The sequence below is a fragment of the Caldimonas brevitalea genome, from assembly GCF_001017435.1.
GTDB classification, from domain to species: Bacteria; Pseudomonadota; Gammaproteobacteria; order Burkholderiales; family Burkholderiaceae_C; genus Caldimonas; species Caldimonas brevitalea.
On sequence record NZ_CP011371.1, the window covers coordinates 2,194,472 to 2,217,178 of the forward strand.

Below are 22,707 nucleotides of genomic sequence, written 5' to 3' on the forward strand. Positions count from 1 at the left end.
CTCATGTCTCTCCATCAGTTCCGCATCGGCCCACGCCTGGCGATCGTCTTCGGGTTTGTCATCGCGCTGTCGATCCTGTCCAACGTGCTCGCGCTGCGCAATCTCGCCCAGTTGCAGGCCAACCTCGACGACATCGTCAACGACAACTACGTGAAGGTCCGGCTCACCCGGCAACTGGGCCAATCGATCCAGACGGTGACCAGCATCATCACGCACGTCGTGTTCCTTGACGACCCTGCGCGGGTGGAGCAGGAGAGGGCCAAGCTGCCGGCGGCGCGCGAGTTGTACGTCACGTCGCTGAAGGCGCTGGAGCAGATGCCGACGGACGCCACCGGCAAGGCCAACCGTGCCCGCATCGCGGACACGATCGCCAAGGCGCGGGGGTTCAGCGGCAAGATCCTGGAGCTCGCCGCCGCCGGCCAGCGTGCGGAGGCGGCGCGCTTGCTGGTGCAAGACTCGATGCCGGCGACCGACGAGGTGCTGGCCGCGATCGCCGCCAACATCGCCTACCAGGAGCACAACAGCGCGGCGCAATACCAGGCGGCAGCCGACGACTACCGCACCGCGCGCACCACGATGATCGTCTCGGCGTTGCTGTGCGTGCTGCTGGCCGCCGTGGCCGCTTTCACCCTCACCCGTTCGATCACGCGGCCGCTGGCGCAGGCGCGTCAGATGTTGCAGAAAGTGGCCGAAGGCGACTTGTCGAACCGGGTCGAGGTCGACCGCCGCGACGAAGTCGGCGAGCTGCTGAACGGTCTGCGCACGATGCAGCACAAGCTCTCGGAACTGGTGCAGGACGTGCGGCGCAATGCCGATGGCGTCGCCACCGCCAGCGTGCAGATCGCGCAGGGCAACCAGGACTTGAGCGGCCGCACCGAGCAACAGGCCGCGTCGCTCGAGCAGACCGCCGCGTCGATGGAAGAACTGAACAGCACCGCCCGCCAGAACGCCGCCAATGCGAACCAGGCCAACGACCTGGCGCGCGCCGCGTCGGCGGTGGCGCAGCGCGGCGGCGAGGTGGTGGGCCAGGTGGTCAGCACGATGCGCGAGATCAACGACTCGTCGCGCCGCATTGCCGACATCATCGGTGTCATCGACGGCATCGCCTTCCAGACCAACATCCTGGCGCTTAATGCGGCGGTCGAAGCAGCGCGTGCCGGTGAGCAGGGCCGCGGCTTCGCGGTGGTGGCGACCGAAGTGCGCAGCCTGGCGCAGCGCAGTGCCGGCGCGGCCAAGGAGATCAAGTCGCTGATCGGGGCGAGCGTCGATCGGGTCGAGGTGGGCACCGGCCTGGTTGACCAGGCCGGCCACACGATGAGCGAGATCGTGCAGGGCATCGCGCGGGTGACCGACCTGCTGGGCGGCATCGCGGTGGCCAGCCAGGAGCAGACGCAGGGCATCGAGCAGGTCAGCGCGGCGGTCAGCGGGATGGACCAGGTCACGCAGCAGAACGCGGCGCTGGTCGAACAGGCCGCGGCAGCCGCGGAGAGCCTGAAGGGGCAGGCCGGCGCGCTGGTCAGCACCGTCGGCGCCTTCCGCCTGGCGCAAGAAGGGCGCGCCGGCGCTGTGTGACGCGGAGGCGTGCGCCTGGGGGACGGCGGGGCCTTGATCTCGGCCGTCGTGCCCCCAGGTACCCGCGATGATCCCGTTTTCCGTACTCGACCTCGCACCCATCAACCAGGGCGGCAACGCCCGCCAGTCGTTCCAGAACACGCTGACACTCGCGCAGCACGCCGAGTCCTGGGGCTACCACCGCTACTGGCTGGCCGAGCACCACGGCATGCCCGGCATTGCCAGTGCGGCCACGGCGGTGCTGATCGGTCATGTGGCCGGCGGCACCTCCACCATCCGCGTCGGCGCCGGCGGCATCATGCTGCCCAACCACTCGCCACTGGTGATCGCCGAGCAGTTCGGCACGCTCGAATCGCTGTACCCCGGCCGCATCGACCTCGGCCTGGGCCGCGCCCCCGGCTCCGACCCGGTCACGGCCCGGGCCTTGCGGCGCGACCTCGCCACCGATCCCGAAGCGTTTCCGAGCGACGTGCTCGAGCTGATGGACTACTTCGCCGGCAACGCCGACAGCGGCGTGCGGGCGGTGCCGGGGGCCGGGCTGTCGGTGCCGATCTGGATCCTCGGCTCCAGCCTGTTCGGAGCCCATGTGGCCGCCACGCTCGGCCTGCCGTATGCGTTCGCGTCGCATTTCGCGCCGGCGCAGATGATGGCGGCGATCGCGACCTACCGCAGCAAGTTCCGGCCGTCGGCGCAATTGGCGCAGCCCTACGTGATGCTGGGCTACAACGTGTTTGCCGCCGACACCGACCAGGCGGCGGCGGACCTGTCCACCTCGCTCCAGCAAGCCTTCGTCAATCTGCGCCGGGGCCGGCCGGCGCCGCTGCCGCCGCCGCAGCCGGGTTACCGGGACCAGCTCGAGCCCGCCGCGCAGGCGCTGCTCGACCAGGTGCTGTCGTGCTCGGCCGTCGGGTCCCCTGACACCGTTCGGCGGCAGATGGCCGACTTCATCGAACGCACCGGAGCCGACGAGCTGATGATCACGTCGCAGGTCTACGACCCGGGCGCGCGGCTGCGCAGCTACGAGATCACCGCCCAGGTCCGCGCCAGCCTCGACACCGGGAACTGACCAGGCCTGCGCGCAAGGGCTCTGGCATCATCGGCGACCATCCACCGTCGCCGAGGAGACCCGATGGCCTGGTTCCCGCAGGATGCATTGAACGACGGCGTGCGCAAGCGCGAAGTGTTCGCCTGGGCGATGTACGACTTCGCCAACTCCGGCTACACGACGGTGGTGCTGACGGCGGTGTTCAACGCCTATTTCGTCAGCGTCGTGGCCGGCAATGCCCCGTGGGGCACCTTCGCGTGGACGGCGTCGCTGGCCGCGTCCTGCGCCGTCGTGATGCTGACCATGCCGACGCTCGGCGCCTATGCCGACCTGCACGCGGCCAAAAAGCGTTTGCTGGCCGTCACCACCACCGGCTGCGTGCTGTCGACGCTGGCGCTGGGGCTGGTCGGCCGGGGCGATGTGGGATGGGCGGTGGTCGCGGTGATCGTCTCCAACACCTGCTATGCCTGGGGCGAGTCGCTGACCGCGTCCTTTCTGCCCGAACTGGCGCGCGCCGACGCCCTCGGCCGGGTGTCGGGCTGGGGATGGAGCTTCGGCTACTTCGGCGGCATGCTGTCGCTCGGCCTGAGCCTCGCCTATGTGCTGTGGGCACAGGCGCGGGGTCAAACGGCCACCGAGTTCGTGCCGGTCACGCTGGTCATCACCGCCGCGGTCTACGGCCTGGCCTCGCTGGTTACGTTCGCCTGGCTGCGCGAGCGGGCGCTGCCGCAGACGCTGCCCCCGGGCAGTTCGGGCCTCGCGGCCTCGCTGCGCCGGCTGGCGGCCACCTGGCGCCACGCCCGCGATTACCGCGACTTCGTCTGGCTGCTCGCGTGCACCGCGTGCTACCAGGCCGGCATTGCGGTGGTCATTGCGCTGGCGGCCGTGTATGCCGAACAGGTGCTGGGGTTCCAGCAGACCGACACGATGGCGCTGGTGTTCCTGGTCAACGTCGCGTCGGCCCTGGGCGCCTTCGGTTTCGGCTACCTGCAGGACCGGGTCGGCCACAAGAGCGCCTTGGGGTGGACGCTGGTGGGCTGGCTGGTGATGACGGCGCTGGCGGTGGCCGCCACGTCGGCGCCGGTGTTCTGGGTCGCCGCGTTGATCGCGGGCTTGTGTATGGGGTCCAGCCAGTCGGCCGGCCGGGCGCTGGCCGGCGTGTTCGCACCGCCCCGGCACCTGGCCGAGTTCTACGGCCTGTGGACCTTCGCGGTTCGGCTGGCGGCCATCATCGGGCCGGTCACCTATGGCGTGGTGTCGTGGCTGACGGCCGGCAACCACCGCCTGGCGTTTCTCTCGACGGCGCTGTTTTTCGGCGCCGGGCTGGCGCTGCTGCGCCCGGTCGACGTGGCGCGGGGCCGCGCCGCGGCACAAGGCACCGCGCTGCAGCGCTGAGGGGCGCGGGGCGGGCAGGACTCAGGGCAGGGCCTGCACCGCCACGTCGAAGTCGAGCCACTGTGCGGCGATGCGCTGCAGCACCGCGACCTCGCCGCTCGTGTAGGCGCGCACCGGCTGCACCGGCCTCTCGGGCAGCGCCCCGTGCATCTTGACGAACTGCGTCACGGTCTGCCGCGCGACCGGCTCGGCGGTGTCGATCAGCCGCACCCCGGGGCCGAGGGCCTGCTGGATCAGCGGTGCCACGAAGGGGTAGTGGGTGCAGCCGAGCACCACGGTGTCCACCCCGGCCTCGCGCAGCGGCTGGCAATGGCTCGCCACCAGGTCGCGCAGCGCTGCAGACGCCAGGTCGCCTTGTTCGATCGCATGGGCCAGCCCCGGGCAGGGCTGCAGGTGGAAGCGCGCCTGGCCTTCGAAACTCGCAAGCAGCTTGCGGAACTTCTCGCTGCGCAGTGTCCCGCCGGTCGCCAGCACGCCGACCTGGCCGTTGTGGCTCAGGCCCACCGCGGGTTTCAGGCCCGGCTCGACACCGACGAAGGCGGTGTCGGGGTAGCGCTCGCGCAGGTCGCGGCTGGCGGCGGCGGTGGCGGTGTTGCAGGCGATCACGATGACGCGTGCGCCTGCAGAACGGAAGAACTCGGTGAGGTGGCGCGAGCGGGCGATCACATAGTCGTCGCCGCGCTCGCCGTAGGGCGCGTAGCCGGAGTCGGCCACATAGTGCAGCGGCACGCCGGGCAGCAAACGGTGCACGGCGCGCAGCACCGACAGCCCGCCGACGCCGGAGTCGAACACGCCGATCGGCGGTGTGGCAGCAGCACCTGGGGTAGGCAGCATGGGAGCGTCGGGCAGCGAGAGGTCTCTTTTCGGGGTATGGGCCGGCGCTCGGCACGGCCGCGGGAGTCTAGCAGCGGCGCGCAGGGCGAACGTGAACCAAAGTGACGCGCACGGCTCCCACCAGAAATTGCTCACGCGCGCGCCTGCACCGGGGGGCTGGACGAACCTCCCCCGGCTTCAGATAGAATCGAACGATCGTTCGTTTTTTTGGCGCGGGGCCCCTATCCGGAGCGCCGAGTCGCCTGCGCGGCAGCCTACCGAGTGCACCGCAACATAGAATCCCGAGTTACGTTTACGTCAATCAAAGGAGAACGTCGCAATGAAGGCACTGGTACCGGTCAAGCGCGTCGTCGACTACAACGTGAAAGTTCGCGTGAAGTCTGACGGCACGGGGGTGGACATCGCCAACGTGAAAATGAGCATGAACCCCTTCGACGAAATCGCCGTCGAAGAGGCCACCCGCCTGAAGGAGAAGGGCGCGCTGACCGAAGTCGTGGCCGTGTCCTGCGGCGTCACGCAAGCGCAGGAAACGCTGCGCACCGCGATGGCCATCGGTGCCGACCGCGGCATCCTGGTCGAAAGCACCGAAGAACTGCAGCCGCTGGCCGTGGCCAAGCTGCTGAAGGCGCTGGTCGAGAAGGAAAAGCCCGACCTGATCATCCTCGGCAAGCAAGCGATCGACGACGATTGCAACCAGACCGGCCAGATGCTGGCTGCGCTGCTCGACCTGCCCCAGGCCACCTTCGCCTCCAAGGTCGAAGTGGCCGACGGCTACGCCACCGTCACGCGTGAAGTCGACGGCGGCCTGGAAACCATCAAGCTGAAGCTGCCCGCGGTCATCACGACCGATCTGCGCCTGAACGAGCCGCGTTACGTGACGCTGCCCAACATCATGAAGGCCAAGAAGAAGCCGCTCGAGACCGTCAAGCCCGCCGACCTGGGTGTGGACGTGGCGCCGCGCATCAAGACGTTGAAGGTCAGCGAGCCGCCCAAGCGCGGCGCCGGCGTGAAGGTGCCCGACGTGGCCACGCTGGTCCAGAAGCTGAAGAACGAAGCCAAGGTGATCTAAGGAGTTGATGATGACTGCACTGGTTATTGCCGAACACGACAACAACTCCATCAAGGGCGCGACCCTCAACACCGTGACGGCCGCGGCCCAATGCGGCGGCGACGTGCACGTGCTGGTCGCCGGCGCCAATGCCGCCGGCGCCGCCCAGGCCGCCGCGCAGATCGCCGGCGTCACCAAGGTGCTGCATGCCGACGGCGCCTCGCTGGCCGAAGGCCTGGCCGAGAACGTCGCGGCCCAGGTGCTGGCGATCGCCGGCAACTACAGCCACATCCTGTTCCCGTCCACCGCTGCCGGCAAGAACGTCGCGCCGCGCGTGGCCGCCAAGCTGGACGTGGCGCAGCTGTCCGACGTCACCAAGGTGGTGAGCGCCGACACCTTCGAGCGCCCCATCTACGCCGGCAACGCGATCGCCACGGTGCAAAGCGCCGACAAGGTCAAGGTGATCACGGTCCGCACCACCGGCTTCGACGCCGCTGCCGCCACCGGTGGCTCGGCTGCCGTCGAGAGCGTGGCCGCTGCCGCTGATGCCGGCACCTCCAGCTTCGTCGGTCGTGAAGTCACCAAGAGCGATCGCCCCGAGCTGACCGCCGCCAAGATCATCGTCTCCGGTGGCCGCGCGCTGGGTTCCAGCGAGAAGTTCACCGAGCTGCTGACCCCGCTGGCCGACAAGCTCGGCGCCGCGCTGGGTGCCAGCCGTGCCGCCGTCGACGCGGGCTACGCGCCCAACGACTGGCAGGTGGGCCAGACCGGCAAGATCGTCGCACCGCAACTGTATGTGGCCTGCGGCATCTCCGGCGCCATCCAGCACCTGGCCGGCATGAAGGACTCCAAGGTGATCGTCGCGATCAACAAGGACCCCGAAGCGCCGATCTTCAGCGTTGCCGACTACAGCCTGGAAGCCGACATCTTCACGGCCGTGCCGGAGCTCGTCAAAGCGCTGTAAGCCCCTGTGGCGCAGCACAGCCCGTTCGCCCGCACCCTGGGCAACGGGCTTTTTTCCGCCTGTAACCCGATTTCACCCTGCAGAACCAAGGAGACGCCATGAGTTACCAAGCCCCCGTGAAGGACATGCTGTTTTGCATGCAGGAACTCGCCGGCCTGGAAGACGTCGCCAAGATGCCCGGTTTCGAGGACGCCGGGCTCGAGACCGCCCAGGCGGTGCTCGAGGAATGCGCCCGTTTCAACGAAGGCGTGATCGCACCGCTGAACTTCGAGGGTGACAAGAACCCCGGCGGCTGGAACCAGGGCAAGGTGAGCACCGCGCCCGGCTTCAAGGAAGCCTTCAAACAGTACGGCGACGGCGGCTGGCAGGGCCTGCAGCACCCGAGCGAGTTCGGCGGCCAGGGCCTGCCCAAGACCATCGGCGCCGCCTGCATCGAGATCAACAACAGTGCCAACCTGAGCTTTGCGCTGTGCCCGCTGCTGACCGACGGTGCCATCGAAGCGCTGCTGACCGCCGGCACGCCCGAGCAGCAGAAGCTCTATCTCCCGAAGATGATCTCGGGCGAGTGGACCGGCACGATGAACCTGACCGAGCCGCAGGCCGGTTCGGACCTGGCGCTGGTGCGTTCCAAGGCCGTGCCGCAAGGCGACGGCAGCTTCCGCATCAGCGGCCAGAAGATCTTCATCACCTACGGCGAGCACGACATGGCGGACAACATCGTCCACCTGGTGCTGGCCCGCACGCCGACCGCGCCCGAGGGCGTGAAGGGCATTTCGCTGTTCATCGTGCCCAAGTTCCTGGTCGGCGCCGACGGCTCGCTGGGCAAGCGCAACGACGTCTATTGCGCGTCGATCGAACACAAGCTGGGCATCAAGGCCAGCCCGACCGCGGTGCTGGTCTATGGCGACGACAAGGGTGACGTGGGCCCGGGCGCCATCGGCTACCTGGTCGGCGAAGAGAATCGCGGCCTCGAGTACATGTTCATCATGATGAACGCCGCGCGCTTCGCGGTGGGCGTGCAGGGCATCGCGGTGGCCGAGCGGGCCTACCAGAAGGCAGTGGAATACGCACGCGACCGCGTCCAGTCGCGGCCGGTGGACGGCTCGCAGCCGGGCTCGGCCGCGATCATCCACCACCCCGACGTCAAGCGCATGCTGATGACGATGCGGGCCTACACCGAAGGCTGCCGTGCGATGGCGATCACGGCCGCGGCGGCCTACGACGCGTCGCACCACCATCCGGACCCGGAAGTGCGCAAGCAGAACCAGGCCTTCTACGAGTTCATGGTGCCGCTGGTGAAGGGCTACAGCACCGAGATGAGCCTGGAGGTCACCAGCCTGGGCGTGCAGGTGCATGGCGGCATGGGCTTCATCGAGGAGACCGGTGCGGCGCAGTACTACCGCGACGCCAAGATCCTGACCATCTATGAAGGCACCACCGCGATCCAGGCCAACGACCTGGTCGGCCGCAAGACCGCGCGCGACGGCGGCCAGACGGCCAAGGCCGTCGCACGCCAGATCGAGGCCACCGAGGCTGAACTGGCGCGTCGCGACAGCGTGGCCGCTCGCGCGACCTTGCAGCGGCTGAAGGCCGCCCGCGAGGCCTTCCTGCAGGTGGTCGAGTTCGTCGCGGGCAACGTCAAGGCGCGTCCGAACGCCGTCTTCGCCGGCAGCGTGCCCTACCTGATGCTGGCCGGCAACGTCGTGGCCGGCTGGCAGCTGGCGCGTGCGCTGCTGGTGGCCGAAGACCGCGTGAAGGCGGGCGAGCAGGTCGACTTCATGCAGGCCAAGATCGCGACCGCGCGCTTCTATGCCGAGCACCTGCTCGCCAAGGCGCCCGGTCTGCGCGACAGCATCGTCGACGGTGGCGACAGCGTCACCGCCCTCGCCGCCGACGCGTTCTGACCTTCTTGCCCTGCAGGGCGCGGCGCTGCGAGGCGCCGCGCCGATGTCTGCCCGCTTCCGCGGCCGCCTCGACGGTGCCGCTTTTCCCCAGGAGAGACTTGTGCCTTTGCCTCCCGTGCTCCAGAACCTGTCACTGCCGGTGATCGGCTCGCCGCTGTTCATCATCAGCAACCCCAAGCTCGTGATCGAGCAGTGCAAGGCCGGGGTGATCGGCTCGATGCCCGCGCTGAACGCCCGCCCCGCATCGCTGTTGGACGAGTGGCTGGCCGAGATCACCGAGGCCTTGGCGGCACACAACCGCGCCCACCCGGACCGCCCGGCGGCGCCGTTCGCGATCAACCAGATCGTCCACAAGTCGAACGACCGGCTCGAGCACGACCTCGAACTCTGCGTGAAGTACAAGGTGCCCGTCATCATCACGTCGCTCGGCGCACGCCCCGAGGTGAACCAGGCGGTGCACAGCTACGGCGGTGTGGTGCTGCATGACATCATCAACAACGCCTTCGCCCGCAAGGCGATCGAGAAGGGCGCCGACGGCCTGGTCGCCGTGGCAGCGGGTGCCGGCGGGCATGCCGGCACGACGAGCCCCTTCGCGTTGGTGCAGGAGATCCGCGAGTGGTTCGACGGCCCGCTGGCCTTGTCGGGCGCGATCGCCAACGGCCGCTCAGTGCTGGCGGCGCAGGCGATGGGCGCGGACTTCGCCTACATCGGCTCGGCCTTCATCGCCACCGAAGAGGCCCGCGCGACCGACGCGTACAAGCAGATGATCACCGAGAGCACCAGCCAGGACATCGTCTACTCCAACCTGTTCACCGGCGTGCACGGCAACTACCTGCGCGGCTCCATCGTCAATGCCGGGCTCGACCCCGAACATCTGCCGGAAAGCGACCCGAGCAAGATGGACTTCGGCGGCGAAGGCGCCAAAAAAGCCTGGAAGGACATCTGGGGCTGCGGCCAGGGCATCGGTGCCGTCAAGGCCGTCGTGCCGGCCCGCGTGCTGATCGAGCGCCTGCGCAGCGAATATCAGGCGGCCAAACAGCGCTTGTGCGCGGCTTGAACCCGAGCGCTTTGCAACTGACGCCGCGGCGCCTGTCACGGCAGGCCGCGGCTGCGCCGGTAGCCGAACGGCGTCCGGTGCCGTACCGGCTCGTCCTTCGGGCGAGCGTCGAGGGGGCTGGCGCGGCCCTCTGACACCTGCGCCTGCGTGCGGCCGGGCCCGGCAGAGCCGTTGCGCTCGACGTGAGGCTGGACCTGAACGCCGGCAGCGGGCGGGCGAGAGTGGGGCGAGCCGCCGTCCGGCGGCGTCCGTTCGGGTGCGGTCATGGCGTGGTGCTTTCGGAGTGGAGTGGCGTCGCAGCATGCCGGCACTGCTCCATCGCCAGGCCGGTACATCAGCTTGAGTGTGCGCCGGGCTCCGGTCGGTGCGCTGGCCCACCCGCGCGCGTGTCGGACATGCCCTCGACTCCGGGTTCCTCGGCCGCGGCCGCGTGGCGTGCTGTCCGAGGTGGGCCCGTAGAATGACCCTGGTGACGGCCTTGTTCGCGCGGCATGCGCCGGTCGTCGCCCGCGGTGTGCGGCACCGTAGGTTGCTGCTGTAAACCGGTGCAGCGTCCCGGCCGCGCCGTGCCGCCGGTCTCGACGAGGGCCTGCCATGTCTGTCCCCCAACTGCCATTCGACGCCGCTCTCAGTCAGAACCAACTGCTCGCGGTGTTGCCCCGCGAGGCGTGGGAGCGCCTGAGACCCCATCTGGAGGTGGTCGAACTCGGCTTGGGTCAAGTGCTCTATGAGCCCGGCAGGACGATGTCGCATGTCTACTTCCCCCACACCGCCATCGTCTCCTTGCTCTACGTGCTCGAAGACGGCGCGTGTGCGGAAATCGCGGTGGTGGGGTACGAGGGGCTGGTGGGCGTCGCCTTGTTCATGGGCGGCGACAGCACGCCGAGTCGCGCTGTCGTCCAGAGTGCCGGCCAGGCGGTGCGCTTGCCCGCCAGGGTGCTGCGCGAGGAGTTCGACGCGGCGGGTGCCGTGATGCACTTGCTGCTGCGCTACACCCAGGCCTTGATCACGCAAATGGCACAGACCGCGGTCTGCAACCGCCATCACACGCTGGAGCAGCAGTTGTGCCGCTGGCTGCTGTTGAGCCTCGACCGGCTGCATGGCAACGAGCTGGTGATGACGCAGGAGCTGATCGCCAACATGCTGGGCGTTCGGCGCGAAGGGGTGACCCAAGCCGCCGGGCGTTTGCAGCACGCGGGGTTGATCCGCTACAGCCGCGGCCACATCACGGTGCTCGACCGTGCCGGCCTGGAGGCTCAGGTGTGCGAATGCTATGGCGTCGTGAAGCAGGAGTGCGACCGGCTGCTGCCGCCCCGTATTGCGAGTTGAGGGACTTCAGCTGCGCATCAGCGCCAGCCCCACCACGAGGCCGACGGCCGCGGACGCCACGATGGCACCCCACGGGTAGACGCGGACATAAGTGTCGACATTCCGCGCTGCGTTGGTCGCTCCCGATGCAATCGCGTGTTCCCAACGCTGCACCCCGGCTGCGCCGCGCTGCCATGGGGAGCCATGCGTCGTGGACGCTGGCGTCTGCAAAACATCGTCCGGCGGGGGGATGGTATCGGTATGGGTGGCTGTGACGAGGGGGTCAGGGCGGTTTGCGCCAGAGGCGCCGTCGGCGCGCGTGGTGGCCGGCGAGGGGGTTGAATCAGTCATGGTTTTTCCCGTCAGTTGGGTGTCCAGAAACTCGACGGTGCGGCATTGCGTTCTTTGCCAGCGTGGCTCCAACGCTCTACCGTGATGCTCCTTTCATGGCCCGCGGCTCACGCATTGGCGTCAGGAGCTGAGCTGATGGTCAGCCGGCATCCGCCGGAGCAGCAGGATGCGTTGAGAGAGCCCGTCGTCTCCATGACGCAGATGCTCTGCGTTTGGTTCGATGTCGTATGTGCGTTAGCGCACCCTCAGGCCGGCGCCTGCAGCGACGCAGTGCTGCGGCGGCCTGGCGATCGTCAGCGCTGTAGTGTGCGCTGCCGCACCGAGCGGGGGTGCAAAGCAGCGCACGCTTGAAGTCTGGGCAGGCGTTGTCCCCGGCTCTGTGCTCCGCGAGAAGGGGCGAAGGATGGCGCAGCCGGCGAGCTTCGCTGGTCACGTCTGGTCGTGGCGGCTCGCTGGTGCTAGCCGACGGAGGACCATCCTGCGTTCCATGACAGAACACATTCTTGATGAGAGCACATCATGAACACCCCAACATCCCTGTCTCCCGAGTCGCCGTCCGTGCCTGCGCCCGAGGGTCTCCCCACGGGAAGCGCGGCATCGCCGTCGGAGCGCGAGCGTCTGATGGCCGAGTTCTCGATCGTCTACAACGGCCGGCACTATCAGTACGACCGATACCGGTATGACCACCTTGCGGATGCCGTGAACTACGCGCGCTTGCGGCGCCTGGTGCCACCTGACAAGGACGAGGAGGCCGACGCGATGCCGGCCCCCGAAGACGTGCAGCCCCCCGACGAGGCGCAGCGCCAGCTGATGTCGGAGTTCGACATCAGCTACGAGCACGGTCTCTATCGGTTCGGACCGTTTCGCTACGAACGCTGCAGCGACGCCGTCGCCTACGCGCGCTTGGAGCGCGGGCGCGGCGGCGGATCGCAACCCGCGGGCCATCCGCAGCGATAGCGTCTGGCGGCAGTCAGGCCGGTCGCGACAGGCAGGGCCGGCCAGGACGGTACGGGCCTGCCCGCATAGCCAGGCGCGGCGGTGGCGGCCCGCCTCATCGCCGTCGCCACAACATCTTCATGTAGCGGTTGCCGTCGGCCAGCTCGTCGAGCATCTGCTCGAGTCGCTTCAACTGCGTGGCGTCGGTCTTGGCCCGTGTGATCCAGCCGATGTAATCGTTGCGCTGGTAGGGCGGGCGTTCTTCGTAGGCCTTCATCAGGCCTCGTTGCTCCAGTGCCTGCTTCACAAACCCGGGCATCGGGTGCAGCGCACGTTTCAGCCGCGAGGGCGGTGAACTCATCGTTGCGAGCTCCTTTCAGGTGTGTTGTGCAAGCCGGAAGGGAGGGGGGGACCGGCGCGAGGAAGAAATGGAGCTGTCTTGGCAGCTCTTCGTCGGGCCAATATACTGGATGGAAATACAGCTTTGCTATCCCCCCAAATGGTGTCCGACCGACCTCCGCCCGCCGCCCTCAAGGGCAGAGGCACGCCTGTTCGGATCGCGCACCGCTTCGAGAAGGCCGAGCGCGATGGTTTCGACGATGGTTGGGGCACGCTCGATCAACTCGCCGATCTCGCGCCGCTGCCGCCCGCCACCTCAGTGATCGAAGAGCGGGTCAAGTCGGTGCTCACCGCGAATGACTCGCCCGACATCCCTTTCGAGCTGTCGATCAATCCCTACCGGGGCTGCGAGCATGGCTGCATCTATTGCTATGCGCGGCCCACGCACAGCTACCTGAATCTCTCGCCAGGGCTCGACTTCGAAACCAAGATCGTCGCGAAGGTCAACGTGGCCGAGCGCCTCGAAGCAGAGCTGGCACGGCCCAGCTACCGGCCGTCACCGATCAACATCGGCTCGGCCACCGATGGCTACCAGCCGGTGGAGCGCAAGCTGCGCCTGACACGCAGCGTGCTCGAGGTGCTGACGCGCTGCGCCCACCCCTTCACGATCATTTCCAAATCCTCGGGTGTCGAGCGCGACCTCGACCTCATCGTGCCCGCAGCCCACGCCGGGCGGGCGTGGGTGTCGATCAGCGTGACCAGCCTGGACGCGCAGCTGATGCGCATCCTCGAACCGCGTGCTGCGGCACCGGCCAGAAGGCTGCAGACGGTCAAGGTGTTGTCGAGCGCGGGCGTTCCGGTCGGCGTCAACATCGCGCCCATCATTCCCTTCGTCAACGAACCCGAGATCGAACGCCTCGTGGAGGCTGCCGCCGAGGCGGGTGCGGGGTCGATCCACTACACCGTGCTGCGGCTGCCCTGGGAGGTCAATCCGCTGTTCCAGCAGTGGCTGGCGCAGCACTTCCCGGACCGTGCCGAGCGGGTGATGGCGCGTGTGCGCGACCTGCACGGCGGCCAGGACTACAAGGCCGATTTCAAGGCCCGCATGAAAGGCTCGGGCTTGTGGGCCGGCTTGATTGCGCAACGTATCGACAAGGCGGTACAGCGCTGTGGCCTGACGCGCCACGTCAAGGCGCTGGATGTGTCGGCGTTTCGGCCGCCGCAGCGGGGCGGGCAGGGCAGCCTGTTCTGATGGAAGGGCTGCCGGGTGAGGGGCCGGTCCCTGAAGTGGGGTCGGCCCGCGGATGAAGGCGCTGAAAGAGGGCCGTTTCAGCGGCGCTGGCTGCGCAGCGTGAGAGGGGGGCGGGTCAGGGGTTGCCGAGCGCGCCCCCTTACGGGCTGTTGTCTGCAGCCGCCCGCTTTGGCCGGGCGGGCTGCTAGCGGTCTGATGCCTACTTGGCCTTCGCGGTCGCGCACTGGTTGAACTCGGTCTTGCGGTTCGCATAGTCCGCACAGAAGTCGTTTTGCCCGCTCGCCGACTTGATCGGCTTGCCTTGATAAGTGGCCTTGATCTCTTTGCTGGCCGTGACGTCGAGCCGGTCGTTGGCGCAGGCCTTCAGCGCGGCCTCGCGGCAAGCTTGCTCCGACGCCGCTGCCGCCGGCTTGACGCAGGTCTTCTTGCCGTCGCATTTGGCATAGCTCTCGGTCTCCTTGCCCGGGCAGGCGGTGCGGTTGTACTGGATCTCGCATCCACTTGTCCCTTGTGCGTGGGCGAAGGTGGACACGACCATCGACAAAACAGCCGCGAGGCAGAAAGAAGTCTTGCGCATGTTCCCGATCTCCTGGTGAGGTGCTGCAGCAGCAGCGGAAGGCGGACGCCTGAAGGCGCCCGTCAGGAGCGGCGGATTATCGGAACGTGCCCCCTGTCATATATGAAGAATTGAAGGGCGACGTAAGCCGCGTCACGCGGTGTACACGGACTGCTGTTTCAGCTGCGGCGGACTGGCCGCCCGAGGCCACCGCTTGCACGGGCGGCCACACGCCAGCGGTGCTGGCGGCTTCCGTCGCGGTGCTCGTCTGCGCCTCGCCAAGGCGCTCAGCGGCTCGAGTTCGGCGAGCGGTTGCCGCGCCATGCGGATTGATGCTTTTACCCTGCGCTGTCTGGCCGTGCACTCGAGTCGTCGATCGATGACATGCGGCGGCCGACACACCGAAGGGGACGACGTGAATTGGCATGCCTGCCACGTAAGGACCTGTTGAAGCGTCAGACAGCAGTTGGGCGTGGTGAGCGACCGGCCTGGTGCGCCGCGACATAGGGGCGCCTTCGGGGCGGATATCCTTGCCCCTGCAATCGAGGGGAACTGGCGTGAAATTGACCGTGACCTTGGCGACGGCTGTCGTCTGTGTGCTGTTTTATCTGGTGCTGTCGCTGCGAGTGGTGTCCGCACGCCGGGCCTCCCGCTTTGCGGTCACGGGGCCCGTGAGCGACGTGCTGACCATGCGCATCCGCACCCACGCCAACTTCGCCGAGTACGTGCCGCTCGCCTTGTTGATGCTGGGCTTGCTCGAACTGGCCGGTGCCGCGCACACCGCCCTGGTGGTGCTGGGAGCACTGCTGGTGGCGGCTCGACTGCTGCACGCGTACGGCCTGCCGCGTCCGGCGCCCAATCCATGGCGTTTTCTCGGCACGGTCGGGACCTTCGGTGTCCTGCTGGCCGAAAGCGTGCTGGCGCTGCAATTGCTGCTGGCGTGAGCGCCCGGTTCGGTGCGCGGCGGTGCGCGCGCGGCCGGTTCGACGACCGGCTTCGATGCTCGCCGTGACCGACGCGCAGCCGGCCCGCATGAGTGTCGTGGGGGCCAAATAAGAGGGGTGCCGGACGCCACATGGACGACGAGTCGGGTCGGTGTTGTCGCCAGAGAGGGCAGCAGCAACGAAAAAGGCCACCCGAGGGTGGCCTTGTGCATCGCGCGCCGGCTTACTTGAACAAGTCCTTGACCCGATCAGTCCAGCTCTTCGCATTGGGCGAGTGGCGGTCGCCGCCCTTCTTGAAGGACTCGTCCAGTTCCTTCAACAGCTTGCGCTGGTGTTCGGTCAGCTTCACCGGCGTCTCGACCGCCATGTGGCAGTACAGGTCGCCGGGGTAGGCTGAACGCACACCCTTGATGCCCTTGCCGCGCAGCCGGAAGGTCTTGCCGTGCTGGGTGCCCTCGGGCAGGTCGATCTCGGCCGCTCCGCCCAGCGTCGGCACCTCGATGCTGCCGCCCAGCGCTGCGGTCACCATGCCGATCGGCACCGTGCAGTGCAGGTCGTCGCCGTCGCGCTCGAAGATGTCGTGCTTCTTCAGGCGGATCTCGATGTAGAGGTCGCCCGGGGGGCCGCCGTTGGTGCCCGGCTCGCCGTTGCCGGCCGAGCGGATGCGCATGCCCTCGTCGATGCCGGCGGGGATCTTCACCTCCAGCGTCTTGGTCTTCTTCAGCTTGCCCTGGCCGCTGCAGGTGACGCAGGGGTCGGGAATGATCTTGCCGCTGCCGTGGCAGTGCGGGCAGGTCTGCTGGATGCTGAAAAAGCCCTGGCGCAGGTGGACGGTGCCGGAGCCGGCGCAGGTCGGGCAGGTCTTGGCGCTGGTGCCGGGCTTGGCACCGCTGCCGTGGCAGGTCTCGCATTCTTCCCAACTGGGGATGCGGATCTGCGCTTCCTTGCCGTTGGCCGCCTCCTCGAGCGTGATCTCCATCGCGTACGACAGGTCGCTGCCACGGTACACCTGGGCCCCGCCAGCGCCGCGCCGACCGCCAGCACCACCACCCTGGCCACCGAAGATGTCGCCGAAGATGTCGCCGAACGCCTCGGCGAAACCGCCGAAGCCTTCCGGGCCGCCGCGGAAGCCGCCGGCCCCCATGTTGGGGTCGACCCCGGCGTGACCGTACTGGTCATATGCCGCGCGCTTCTTCGCGTCGGAGAGCATCTCGTAAGCCTCTTTGGCTTCCTTGAACTTCTCCTCCGCCTCCTTGGCTTTCTCACCCTGATTGCGGTCAGGGTGGTACTTCATCGCCAGCTTGCGGTAGGCCTTCTTGATGTCGTCCTCGGAGGCGTTCTTCGCCACGCCCAGGACTTCGTAGTAGTCACGCTTTGCCATGGTCTTCTCTGTCCGAAATCGGTATGTCTGCTGGCTGTCTTCAAGCGGCCACCGGCGGCCGGCCCGGCTCGGCGATGCAGCCGAAGTGCACGTGGACGGTGTCGCTCATCATCAGGTCGCAGCGCTTTTCTTCTGACGGACGCAAACGCAAACGCAAGAGAGGCGGGGGGACGCCGGTCTCTTGCGTTCGCGGGCGGGCGGTACGCCCGGGCTTACTTCTTGTCTTTCACTTCCGTGAACTCGGCGTCGACCACGTTGTCGTCAGCCGGCTTGCCGCTGCTGGCACTGGCGCTGGCGCTGGCGCTCGCACCAGGACCCGCCTCGGCGCCCGGTGCCGCCCCCGCAGCCGCACCCTGGGCCTGCATGTCGGCGTACATCTTCTCGCCCAGCTTCTGGCTGGCGGTGGTCAGGGCTTCGGTCTTGGCTTCGATGGTCGCCTTGTCGTCGCCCTTGAGCGCTTCCTCGACGTCCTTGATCGCAGCCTCGATCTTCTCCTTCTCGCCGGCGTCGAGCTTGTCGCCGTACTCGCTCAGCGACTTGCGCACGCTGTGGACCAAGGCGTCGCCCTGGTTCTTGGCCTGCACCAGCTCGAGCTTCTTCTTGTCTTCGGCGGCGTTCAGCTCGGCGTCTTTCACCATCTTCTGGATCTCGTCCTCGGACAGGCCCGAGTTCGCCTTGATGGTGATCTTGTTCTCCTTGCCGGTGCCCTTGTCCTTGGCGCTTACGTGCAGGATGCCGTTGGCGTCGATGTCGAAGGTCACCTCGATCTGGGGCACGCCGCGCGGCGCCGGCGGAATGCCTTCGAGGTTGAACTCGCCCAGCATCTTGTTGCCCGAGGCCATCTCGCGCTCGCCCTGGAACACCTTGATCGTCACGGCCGGCTGGTTGTCGTCGGCGGTCGAGAAGGTCTGCGAGAACTTGGTCGGGATGGTCGTGTTCTTGGTGATCATCTTCGTCATCACGCCGCCCAGGGTCTCGATGCCCAGCGACAGCGGGGTGACGTCGAGCAGCAGCACGTCCTTGCGCTCACCGCCCAGCACCTGGCCTTGGATGGCGGCACCGACGGCCACCGCCTCGTCGGGGTTGACGTCCTTGCGCGGCTCCTTGCCGAAGAACTCCTTGACCTTCTCCTGCACCTTGGGCATGCGCGTCATGCCGCCGACCAGGATCACATCGTCGATCTCGCTGACCTTGACGCCGGCGTCCTTGATGGCGATGCGGCAGGGCTCGATGGTGCGGGCGATCAGCTCTTCCACCAGCGCTTCGAGCTTGGCGCGGGTCAGCTTGATGTTCAGGTGCTTCGGACCCGACGCGTCTGCCGTGATGTAGGGCAGGTTGATGTCGGTCTGCGAGCTGTTGGACAGCTCGATCTTGGCCTTCTCGGCGGCTTCCTTCAGGCGCTGCAGCGCCAGCACGTCCTTGCTCAGGTCGACGCCTTGCTCTTTCTTGAACTCGGCGATGATGTAGTCGATGATGCGCTGGTCGAAGTCTTCGCCACCCAGGAAGGTGTCGCCGTTGGTCGACAGCACTTCGAACTGCTTTTCACCGTCGACGTCCGCGATCTCGATGATCGAGATGTCGAAGGTGCCGCCGCCGAGGTCATACACCGCGATCTTGCGGTCGCCCTTGTCGGTCTTGTCGAGGCCGAACGCCAGCGCGGCCGCGGTCGGCTCGTTGATGATGCGCTTGACTTCGAGGCCGGCGATACGGCCGGCGTCCTTGGTGGCCTGGCGCTGGCTGTCGTTGAAGTAGGCCGGCACGGTGATCACGGCTTCGGTCACCGGCTCGCCGAGGTAGTCCTCGGCGGTCTTCTTCATCTTGCGCAGCACTTCGGCGCTGACCTGCGGCGGCGCCATCTTCTTGCCGCGCACGCCCACCCACGCGTCGCCGTTGTCGGCGGCGACGATCTCGTAGGGCATCAGGTCGATGTCCTTCTGGACTTCCTTCTCGGTGAATTTGCGGCCGATCAGGCGTTTCACCGCGTAGAGGGTGTTTCTCGGGTTGGTGACAGCCTGGCGCTTGGCGGAGGCGCCGACCAGGATCTCGCCGTCTTCCTGATAGGCGATGATCGACGGCGTGGTGCGCGCACCTTCGCTGTTCTCGATCACCTTGGCGGTGTTGCCCTCCATGATGGCCACGCAGGAATTGGTGGTGCCGAGGTCAATACCGATGATCTTTGCCATGTTGTGACTCCTTGAACTCTGAATTTCGGTTGTCGCGTACTTATGGATAACAGCGGCTCTTTTCAAGGGCCTGCGGCTGCGCCGATGCGCATATACAGGTCCTCGACCGCTTTCGTGAACGCCGGCAGGCCCGGCCAGCTGGTGATGCGCCCCAGCTTCTTGCCACGATGGAAGAAATAGAAGCTCGGCACGCCGTGCAGGCTGAAGCGGCGCCCCAGCTCGGTGTCGGTGTACACGTTGGCTTGCAGCCAGTGCAGCCGCAATGCGCTCAATTCCGCCGCCTTCGGCTCGGCCGCTTGCTTGAACCGTTCGCAGTTGAAGCAGTGGTCGCCCCAAAAGTAGACCGCCACCAGCGCGTCGCCCGCCGCCGCCAGCGCCGCGTCGAAGCCGGCGGCGGCGACCGGCTGCATCTGCAAGCGCGCAAACAGGGCGTCGCCCGACCCCTCGTGGGTCACGGCGTGCGAGGCGGCGGAACAGGGCGCGAGCGGCACGGCCGAGGGGTCACTTCGGCGCGGAGACGGTCACCAGGGCCGGCCGCAGCACGCGGTCGGCGATCAGGTAACCCTTTTGCAGCACCGCGACCACCGTGTTGGCTTCCTGGTCGGCCGGCACCACGCTGATCGCCTGATGCTGGTGCGGATCGAACTTCTCGCCCGCCTTCGGGCTGATCTCCAACACCTTGCTGCGCTCGAGAGCCTGTGAAAGTTGACGTAGCGTAGCGTGAACCCCTTCACGGAGCTGCTCTTGCGTCGCGGCCTGGACGGCCAGTGCCGCCTCTAGACTGTCCTTCACCGGCAGCAGGCTCTCGGCAAAACTTTCCACCGCGTACTTTCGAGCCTTCGACACTTCTTCTTCGGCTCGGCGGCGGGTGTTCTCGGTCTCGGCCTTGGCGCGCAGGTAGGCGTCAGCCACCTCCGCGTGCTTGGCTTCGAGTTCGGCCAGCCGTTGTTCCGGCGAGAGCCCGTTGGAGCCGCTGGCAGCGGCGGCGGTAGCGGCGTCCCCTTGGGGGGTGGAGTTGAACATTTGATCTGCTTGAGGTTTTTGAGGTTCTGTCATGGCACGTTCCCACCAAAGCGCAGGACATGAGGCCGTTCCCCCGGGATTCAAGGGGCCGGCGTCGGCATCCTCGTGCATCTGGTGCACTGCGCCGCCTCGGGCGCGACGGTCGGCATTGTGCCGCCAACTGGCCTCCTGACCGCTCCATGGGAAAAAATCGCCGTTCAGATGGTCACATCAGCCGTCCGGCGGTACCGAGTGCAACAGGCACACTGTTAGGCCGATAAGCGGCGAAAATGCGGGTTTGCCCTGACGGGCTCGATCAACAACAACAGGCATGCACAAGTCCATAGGCACTGACAACGCGGCATTGCCGCCGACCGGACCGGCGACCACGGTGGCTCCCAGCGACCGGCACGCCGAGGTGGCATTGCGCGCCAGCATGGTGCTGATGGCGCCGGTGGCCCGCTGGCTGATTCGCAACGGCGTTCAGTACGGCGCGTTCGCGACGGCGCTGAAGTCGGTGTTCTTGCAGGTCGCGCGCGAGGAAATCGAAGGCAGCGGGCGCAAGGCGACCGATTCGGCACTGAGTGTGTTGTCCGGCGTGCACCGCAAGGACGTGCGGGCGCTGACCGGCAACGCTGCGCGCGAGCGGCGCGCCAAGCCGCTGTCGCTGGTTTCCCAGGTGTTCACGCGCTGGGTCACCGACGTGCGGTACCGCGAAGACGACGGCACCCCCAAACGTCTGCCCCGGCTCGGCGAGCAGGGGTCGTTCGAAGCGCTGGCGCGCGAGGTGTCGTCAGACGTGCACCCGCGCACGCTGCTCGATGAACTGGCACGGCTGGGCCTGGTGAAGTTCGACGGTGACGTCGTGGAGTTGCTCACCGCCGCGTTCGTTCCGGCCGCCGACTATGAAGAACTGGCCGCGCTGCTCGGTGAAAATGCCGCCGACCACATCGCCGCCGCCGTTCAGAACCTCACCACCCCCCAGCCGCGTCTGCTGGAGCAGAGCGTCTACGCCGACGGCCTGAGCGTGGGTTCGGTGGGCGAATTGGGGCAGCTGGCGCGCGAACTGTGGGGCCAGGCGTTCCAGCGTATGGTCGTCGAAGCCCAGTCGCGTTGCGACACCGACCGCGAGGTCACGGAGAGCCACCGAATGCGATTCGGTGTGTATTACTACAGCGAGCCGGTGCGCGATGAGCGTGGGCCGCAGGGTTGAACGGAACCACATGACGATGAAGATGTATCAGCGGCGTCTGTCTTGCCTCGCGGCGGCCCTCCTGATGGGCCTGACCATGGTCTCGTGCGGTGGTGGCGGCGGTGGCGTCGGGTCCGGCGGCACAGGCGAGGCCATGAGCTACAGCGAGGGCACGATCACCGGTTTTGCCAGCGTGATCGTCGACGGAACCGAGTATTTCGACGACGATGTTCGCTCGATGGTGGAGCGCCAGCCCGGCACACTGGAGCCCGTGGACGCCCAACTGGGCCAGTTCGCGCAGCTGGAGTTCGAGGACGACAAAGGCCGCCTGGAGGCGCGGGCCATCCGGCTCGACGCCGCGGTGGTGGGCCCGGTGGCGTCCGTTTCGGCCACGTCGTTCGAGGTGATGGGCCAGACGGTGCACAGCAACAACGATGCAGATCTGGGGCCGGTGACGGTGTTTGCCGGCGTGTCGGGCCTCTCCGGCCTGGAACCGGGCGACCCGGTCGAAGTGCACGGTGTGCCGCGCTGGAACAGCGCCGCCGGCCGGTTCGACGTGCAGGCCACCCGCATTGAGCGGCTGGCGAGCGCACCCGCGTCGCTGCGCGTGGCAGGGGTGGTGTCGGAACTGCGCACGATCGGCGAGCTCAGCTTCGAACTCGGCGGTCTGCGCGTCAACGCTGCACAGGCTCGGCGGCTGCCGGGGGGCAAGAGCCCGTCCGAGGGGGATCGCGTGGTGGTGTGGGCGACGCAGCTCCCCGTCAATGGCCGCCTGACCGCCACGGCGGTGCGCACGCTGGTCATCGAGGTTGAAGAGGGCGGTTCTGCCCGCATCGGCGGTAGCGTCACGGATCTGGACGAGGACGAAAAGCGTTTCCGGCTGGGCGGGTTGACGGTGCGGTACGACAACGCCAAGGTGACCCCGGCCGATGTGGAGCTGTTCGAGGGTGCCTACCTTCGGGCCGAGGGTGTGTACAGCCGTGACGGCAGCCTGAACGCCACGCAGCTGCACATCAACCGCAAGCCGACCGGTGACGAGCCGCGCGGTGTCCTGTTGAAGGGTGAAATCACCGATTTCACCGGCGTCGACTCGTTCAAGGTGCGCCGCACCGAGGTCGATGCCAGCGGCGTGCGTCGCCTCGAGGAGTGTGGTCTGCGCTCGCTCGGCAACGGGCTGGAGGTCGAAATCGAAGGTGAACTGCGGGACGGGGGGCGTGGCCGCGGATCGGTCGTGTGGGCGACCCGGATCGAATGCACCGACTGACCCTGCTCGCGCGTCATCCCGCTGCATGACGCAGACAACGGGCGCGAAAGCGCCCGTTGTCGCTTCAAGGGCCGGCCGATGCGACCCGAGCCCGTCCGAGCCGGGCAGTGGGTCCGCCGCTAGTGTCCTGTCTCAGAAATACGTGGCATTTCGACGGGCCGAAACGGGGATGAGCGCAAG

Annotated in this window: 22 protein-coding genes; 13 read left to right on the forward strand and 9 right to left on the reverse strand. The window is 67.5% G+C overall.

Translation table 11 applies throughout. The features are described 5' to 3' along the window. Positions 1-3: 3 nt before the first annotated feature. The 3 genes from AAW51_RS31175 to AAW51_RS09570 all read left to right on the forward strand — a co-directional run bounded on the left by AAW51_RS31175 (position 4) and on the right by AAW51_RS09570 (position 4,012). On the forward strand, positions 4-1,572 hold the full coding sequence (locus AAW51_RS31175) for a methyl-accepting chemotaxis protein (protein ID WP_047194426.1): 1,569 nt from the start codon (positions 4-6) through the stop codon (positions 1,570-1,572). Positions 1,573-1,639: 67 nt separating this feature from the next. After that, positions 1,640-2,638 (forward strand): LLM class flavin-dependent oxidoreductase, encoded by a 999-nt coding sequence (locus AAW51_RS09565; protein ID WP_047194427.1) that lies wholly within the window; start codon positions 1,640-1,642, stop codon positions 2,636-2,638. 63 nt (positions 2,639-2,701) lie between these two features. Next, positions 2,702-4,012 (forward strand): MFS transporter, encoded by a 1,311-nt coding sequence (locus tag AAW51_RS09570; protein WP_047194428.1) that lies wholly within the window; start codon positions 2,702-2,704, stop codon positions 4,010-4,012. A 21-nt stretch (positions 4,013-4,033) separates the two neighbouring features. Here the strand turns inward: AAW51_RS09570 and murI are convergent, their stop codons facing one another. Then, positions 4,034-4,846, reverse strand: coding sequence for a glutamate racemase (gene murI, locus AAW51_RS09575; protein WP_047194429.1), 813 nt, complete (start codon positions 4,844-4,846; stop codon positions 4,034-4,036). Positions 4,847-5,165: 319 nt separating this feature from the next. Between murI and AAW51_RS09580 the strand changes: the two genes are divergently transcribed. The 4 genes from AAW51_RS09580 to AAW51_RS09595 all read left to right on the forward strand — a co-directional run bounded on the left by AAW51_RS09580 (position 5,166) and on the right by AAW51_RS09595 (position 9,819). Beyond that, positions 5,166-5,915, forward strand: a complete 750-nt coding sequence (locus AAW51_RS09580) for an electron transfer flavoprotein subunit beta/FixA family protein (protein WP_047194430.1) — start codon at positions 5,166-5,168, stop codon at positions 5,913-5,915. 10 nt (positions 5,916-5,925) lie between these two features. Continuing rightward, positions 5,926-6,858 (forward strand): electron transfer flavoprotein subunit alpha/FixB family protein, encoded by a 933-nt coding sequence (locus tag AAW51_RS09585; RefSeq protein ID WP_047194431.1) that lies wholly within the window; start codon positions 5,926-5,928, stop codon positions 6,856-6,858. Positions 6,859-6,956: 98 nt separating this feature from the next. Next, a complete protein-coding gene (locus tag AAW51_RS09590) occupies positions 6,957-8,762 on the forward strand; it encodes an acyl-CoA dehydrogenase (protein WP_047194432.1) in 1,806 nt (601 codons plus the stop codon). 100 nt (positions 8,763-8,862) lie between these two features. Then, entirely contained in the window at positions 8,863-9,819 is a 957-nt protein-coding gene (locus AAW51_RS09595) for an NAD(P)H-dependent flavin oxidoreductase (RefSeq protein ID WP_047194433.1), read from the forward strand. 35 nt (positions 9,820-9,854) lie between these two features. Here the strand turns inward: AAW51_RS09595 and AAW51_RS29840 are convergent, their stop codons facing one another. Then, a complete protein-coding gene (locus tag AAW51_RS29840; protein WP_157359737.1) occupies positions 9,855-10,085 on the reverse strand; it encodes a hypothetical protein in 231 nt (76 codons plus the stop codon). Between the two features lie 328 nt (positions 10,086-10,413). On the opposite strand from AAW51_RS29840, the gene AAW51_RS09600 reads away from it, so the two are divergent. After that, a complete protein-coding gene (locus AAW51_RS09600; protein WP_047194434.1) occupies positions 10,414-11,148 on the forward strand; it encodes a Crp/Fnr family transcriptional regulator in 735 nt (244 codons plus the stop codon). 6 nt (positions 11,149-11,154) lie between these two features. Here AAW51_RS09600 and AAW51_RS29845 read toward each other — a convergent pair whose 3' ends face one another. Further along, a complete protein-coding gene (locus AAW51_RS29845; RefSeq protein ID WP_157359739.1) occupies positions 11,155-11,478 on the reverse strand; it encodes a hypothetical protein in 324 nt (107 codons plus the stop codon). A gap of 519 nt (positions 11,479-11,997) precedes the next feature. Here AAW51_RS29845 and AAW51_RS09605 point away from each other — a divergent pair. Continuing rightward, positions 11,998-12,435: a hypothetical protein gene (locus AAW51_RS09605; RefSeq protein ID WP_157359741.1), complete on the forward strand. Its 438-nt coding sequence runs from the start codon at positions 11,998-12,000 to the stop codon at positions 12,433-12,435. A gap of 94 nt (positions 12,436-12,529) precedes the next feature. Here AAW51_RS09605 and AAW51_RS09610 read toward each other — a convergent pair whose 3' ends face one another. Continuing rightward, on the reverse strand, positions 12,530-12,775 hold the full coding sequence (locus AAW51_RS09610; RefSeq protein WP_047194436.1) for a YdeI/OmpD-associated family protein: 246 nt from the start codon (positions 12,773-12,775) through the stop codon (positions 12,530-12,532). 138 nt (positions 12,776-12,913) lie between these two features. On the opposite strand from AAW51_RS09610, the gene AAW51_RS09615 reads away from it, so the two are divergent. Continuing rightward, complete coding sequence (locus tag AAW51_RS09615; protein WP_047194437.1) at positions 12,914-14,005, forward strand: PA0069 family radical SAM protein; 1,092 nt, start codon at positions 12,914-12,916, stop codon at positions 14,003-14,005. 199 nt (positions 14,006-14,204) lie between these two features. Here AAW51_RS09615 and AAW51_RS09620 read toward each other — a convergent pair whose 3' ends face one another. Next, positions 14,205-14,582: a hypothetical protein gene (locus AAW51_RS09620; RefSeq protein ID WP_047194438.1), complete on the reverse strand. Its 378-nt coding sequence runs from the start codon at positions 14,580-14,582 to the stop codon at positions 14,205-14,207. Between the two features lie 536 nt (positions 14,583-15,118). Between AAW51_RS09620 and AAW51_RS09625 the strand changes: the two genes are divergently transcribed. Beyond that, complete coding sequence (locus AAW51_RS09625; protein WP_047194439.1) at positions 15,119-15,505, forward strand: MAPEG family protein; 387 nt, start codon at positions 15,119-15,121, stop codon at positions 15,503-15,505. A gap of 223 nt (positions 15,506-15,728) precedes the next feature. On the opposite strand, the gene dnaJ is transcribed toward AAW51_RS09625, so the two are convergent. From dnaJ to grpE, 4 genes are all read right to left on the reverse strand, one after another. Next, positions 15,729-16,886 carry a molecular chaperone DnaJ gene (gene dnaJ / locus AAW51_RS09630; RefSeq protein ID WP_047194440.1) on the reverse strand — a complete coding sequence of 386 codons (1,158 nt, stop codon included), beginning with the start codon at positions 16,884-16,886 and terminating at the stop codon, positions 15,729-15,731. Positions 16,887-17,098: 212 nt separating this feature from the next. Continuing rightward, positions 17,099-19,069 (reverse strand): molecular chaperone DnaK, encoded by a 1,971-nt coding sequence (dnaK, locus tag AAW51_RS09635; RefSeq protein ID WP_047194441.1) that lies wholly within the window; start codon positions 19,067-19,069, stop codon positions 17,099-17,101. Positions 19,070-19,131: 62 nt separating this feature from the next. Next, positions 19,132-19,560, reverse strand: coding sequence for a thioredoxin family protein (locus tag AAW51_RS09640; protein WP_238947808.1), 429 nt, complete (start codon positions 19,558-19,560; stop codon positions 19,132-19,134). A gap of 10 nt (positions 19,561-19,570) precedes the next feature. Further along, on the reverse strand, positions 19,571-20,092 hold the full coding sequence (grpE, locus tag AAW51_RS09645; RefSeq protein WP_238947809.1) for a nucleotide exchange factor GrpE: 522 nt from the start codon (positions 20,090-20,092) through the stop codon (positions 19,571-19,573). Positions 20,093-20,402: 310 nt separating this feature from the next. On the opposite strand from grpE, the gene AAW51_RS09650 reads away from it, so the two are divergent. Then, positions 20,403-21,284 carry a DUF6502 family protein gene (locus tag AAW51_RS09650; RefSeq protein WP_053013457.1) on the forward strand — a complete coding sequence of 294 codons (882 nt, stop codon included), beginning with the start codon at positions 20,403-20,405 and terminating at the stop codon, positions 21,282-21,284. A gap of 10 nt (positions 21,285-21,294) precedes the next feature. Beyond that, entirely contained in the window at positions 21,295-22,527 is a 1,233-nt protein-coding gene (locus tag AAW51_RS09655) for a DUF5666 domain-containing protein (RefSeq protein ID WP_047194443.1), read from the forward strand. Positions 22,528-22,707: the final 180 nt, after the last annotated feature.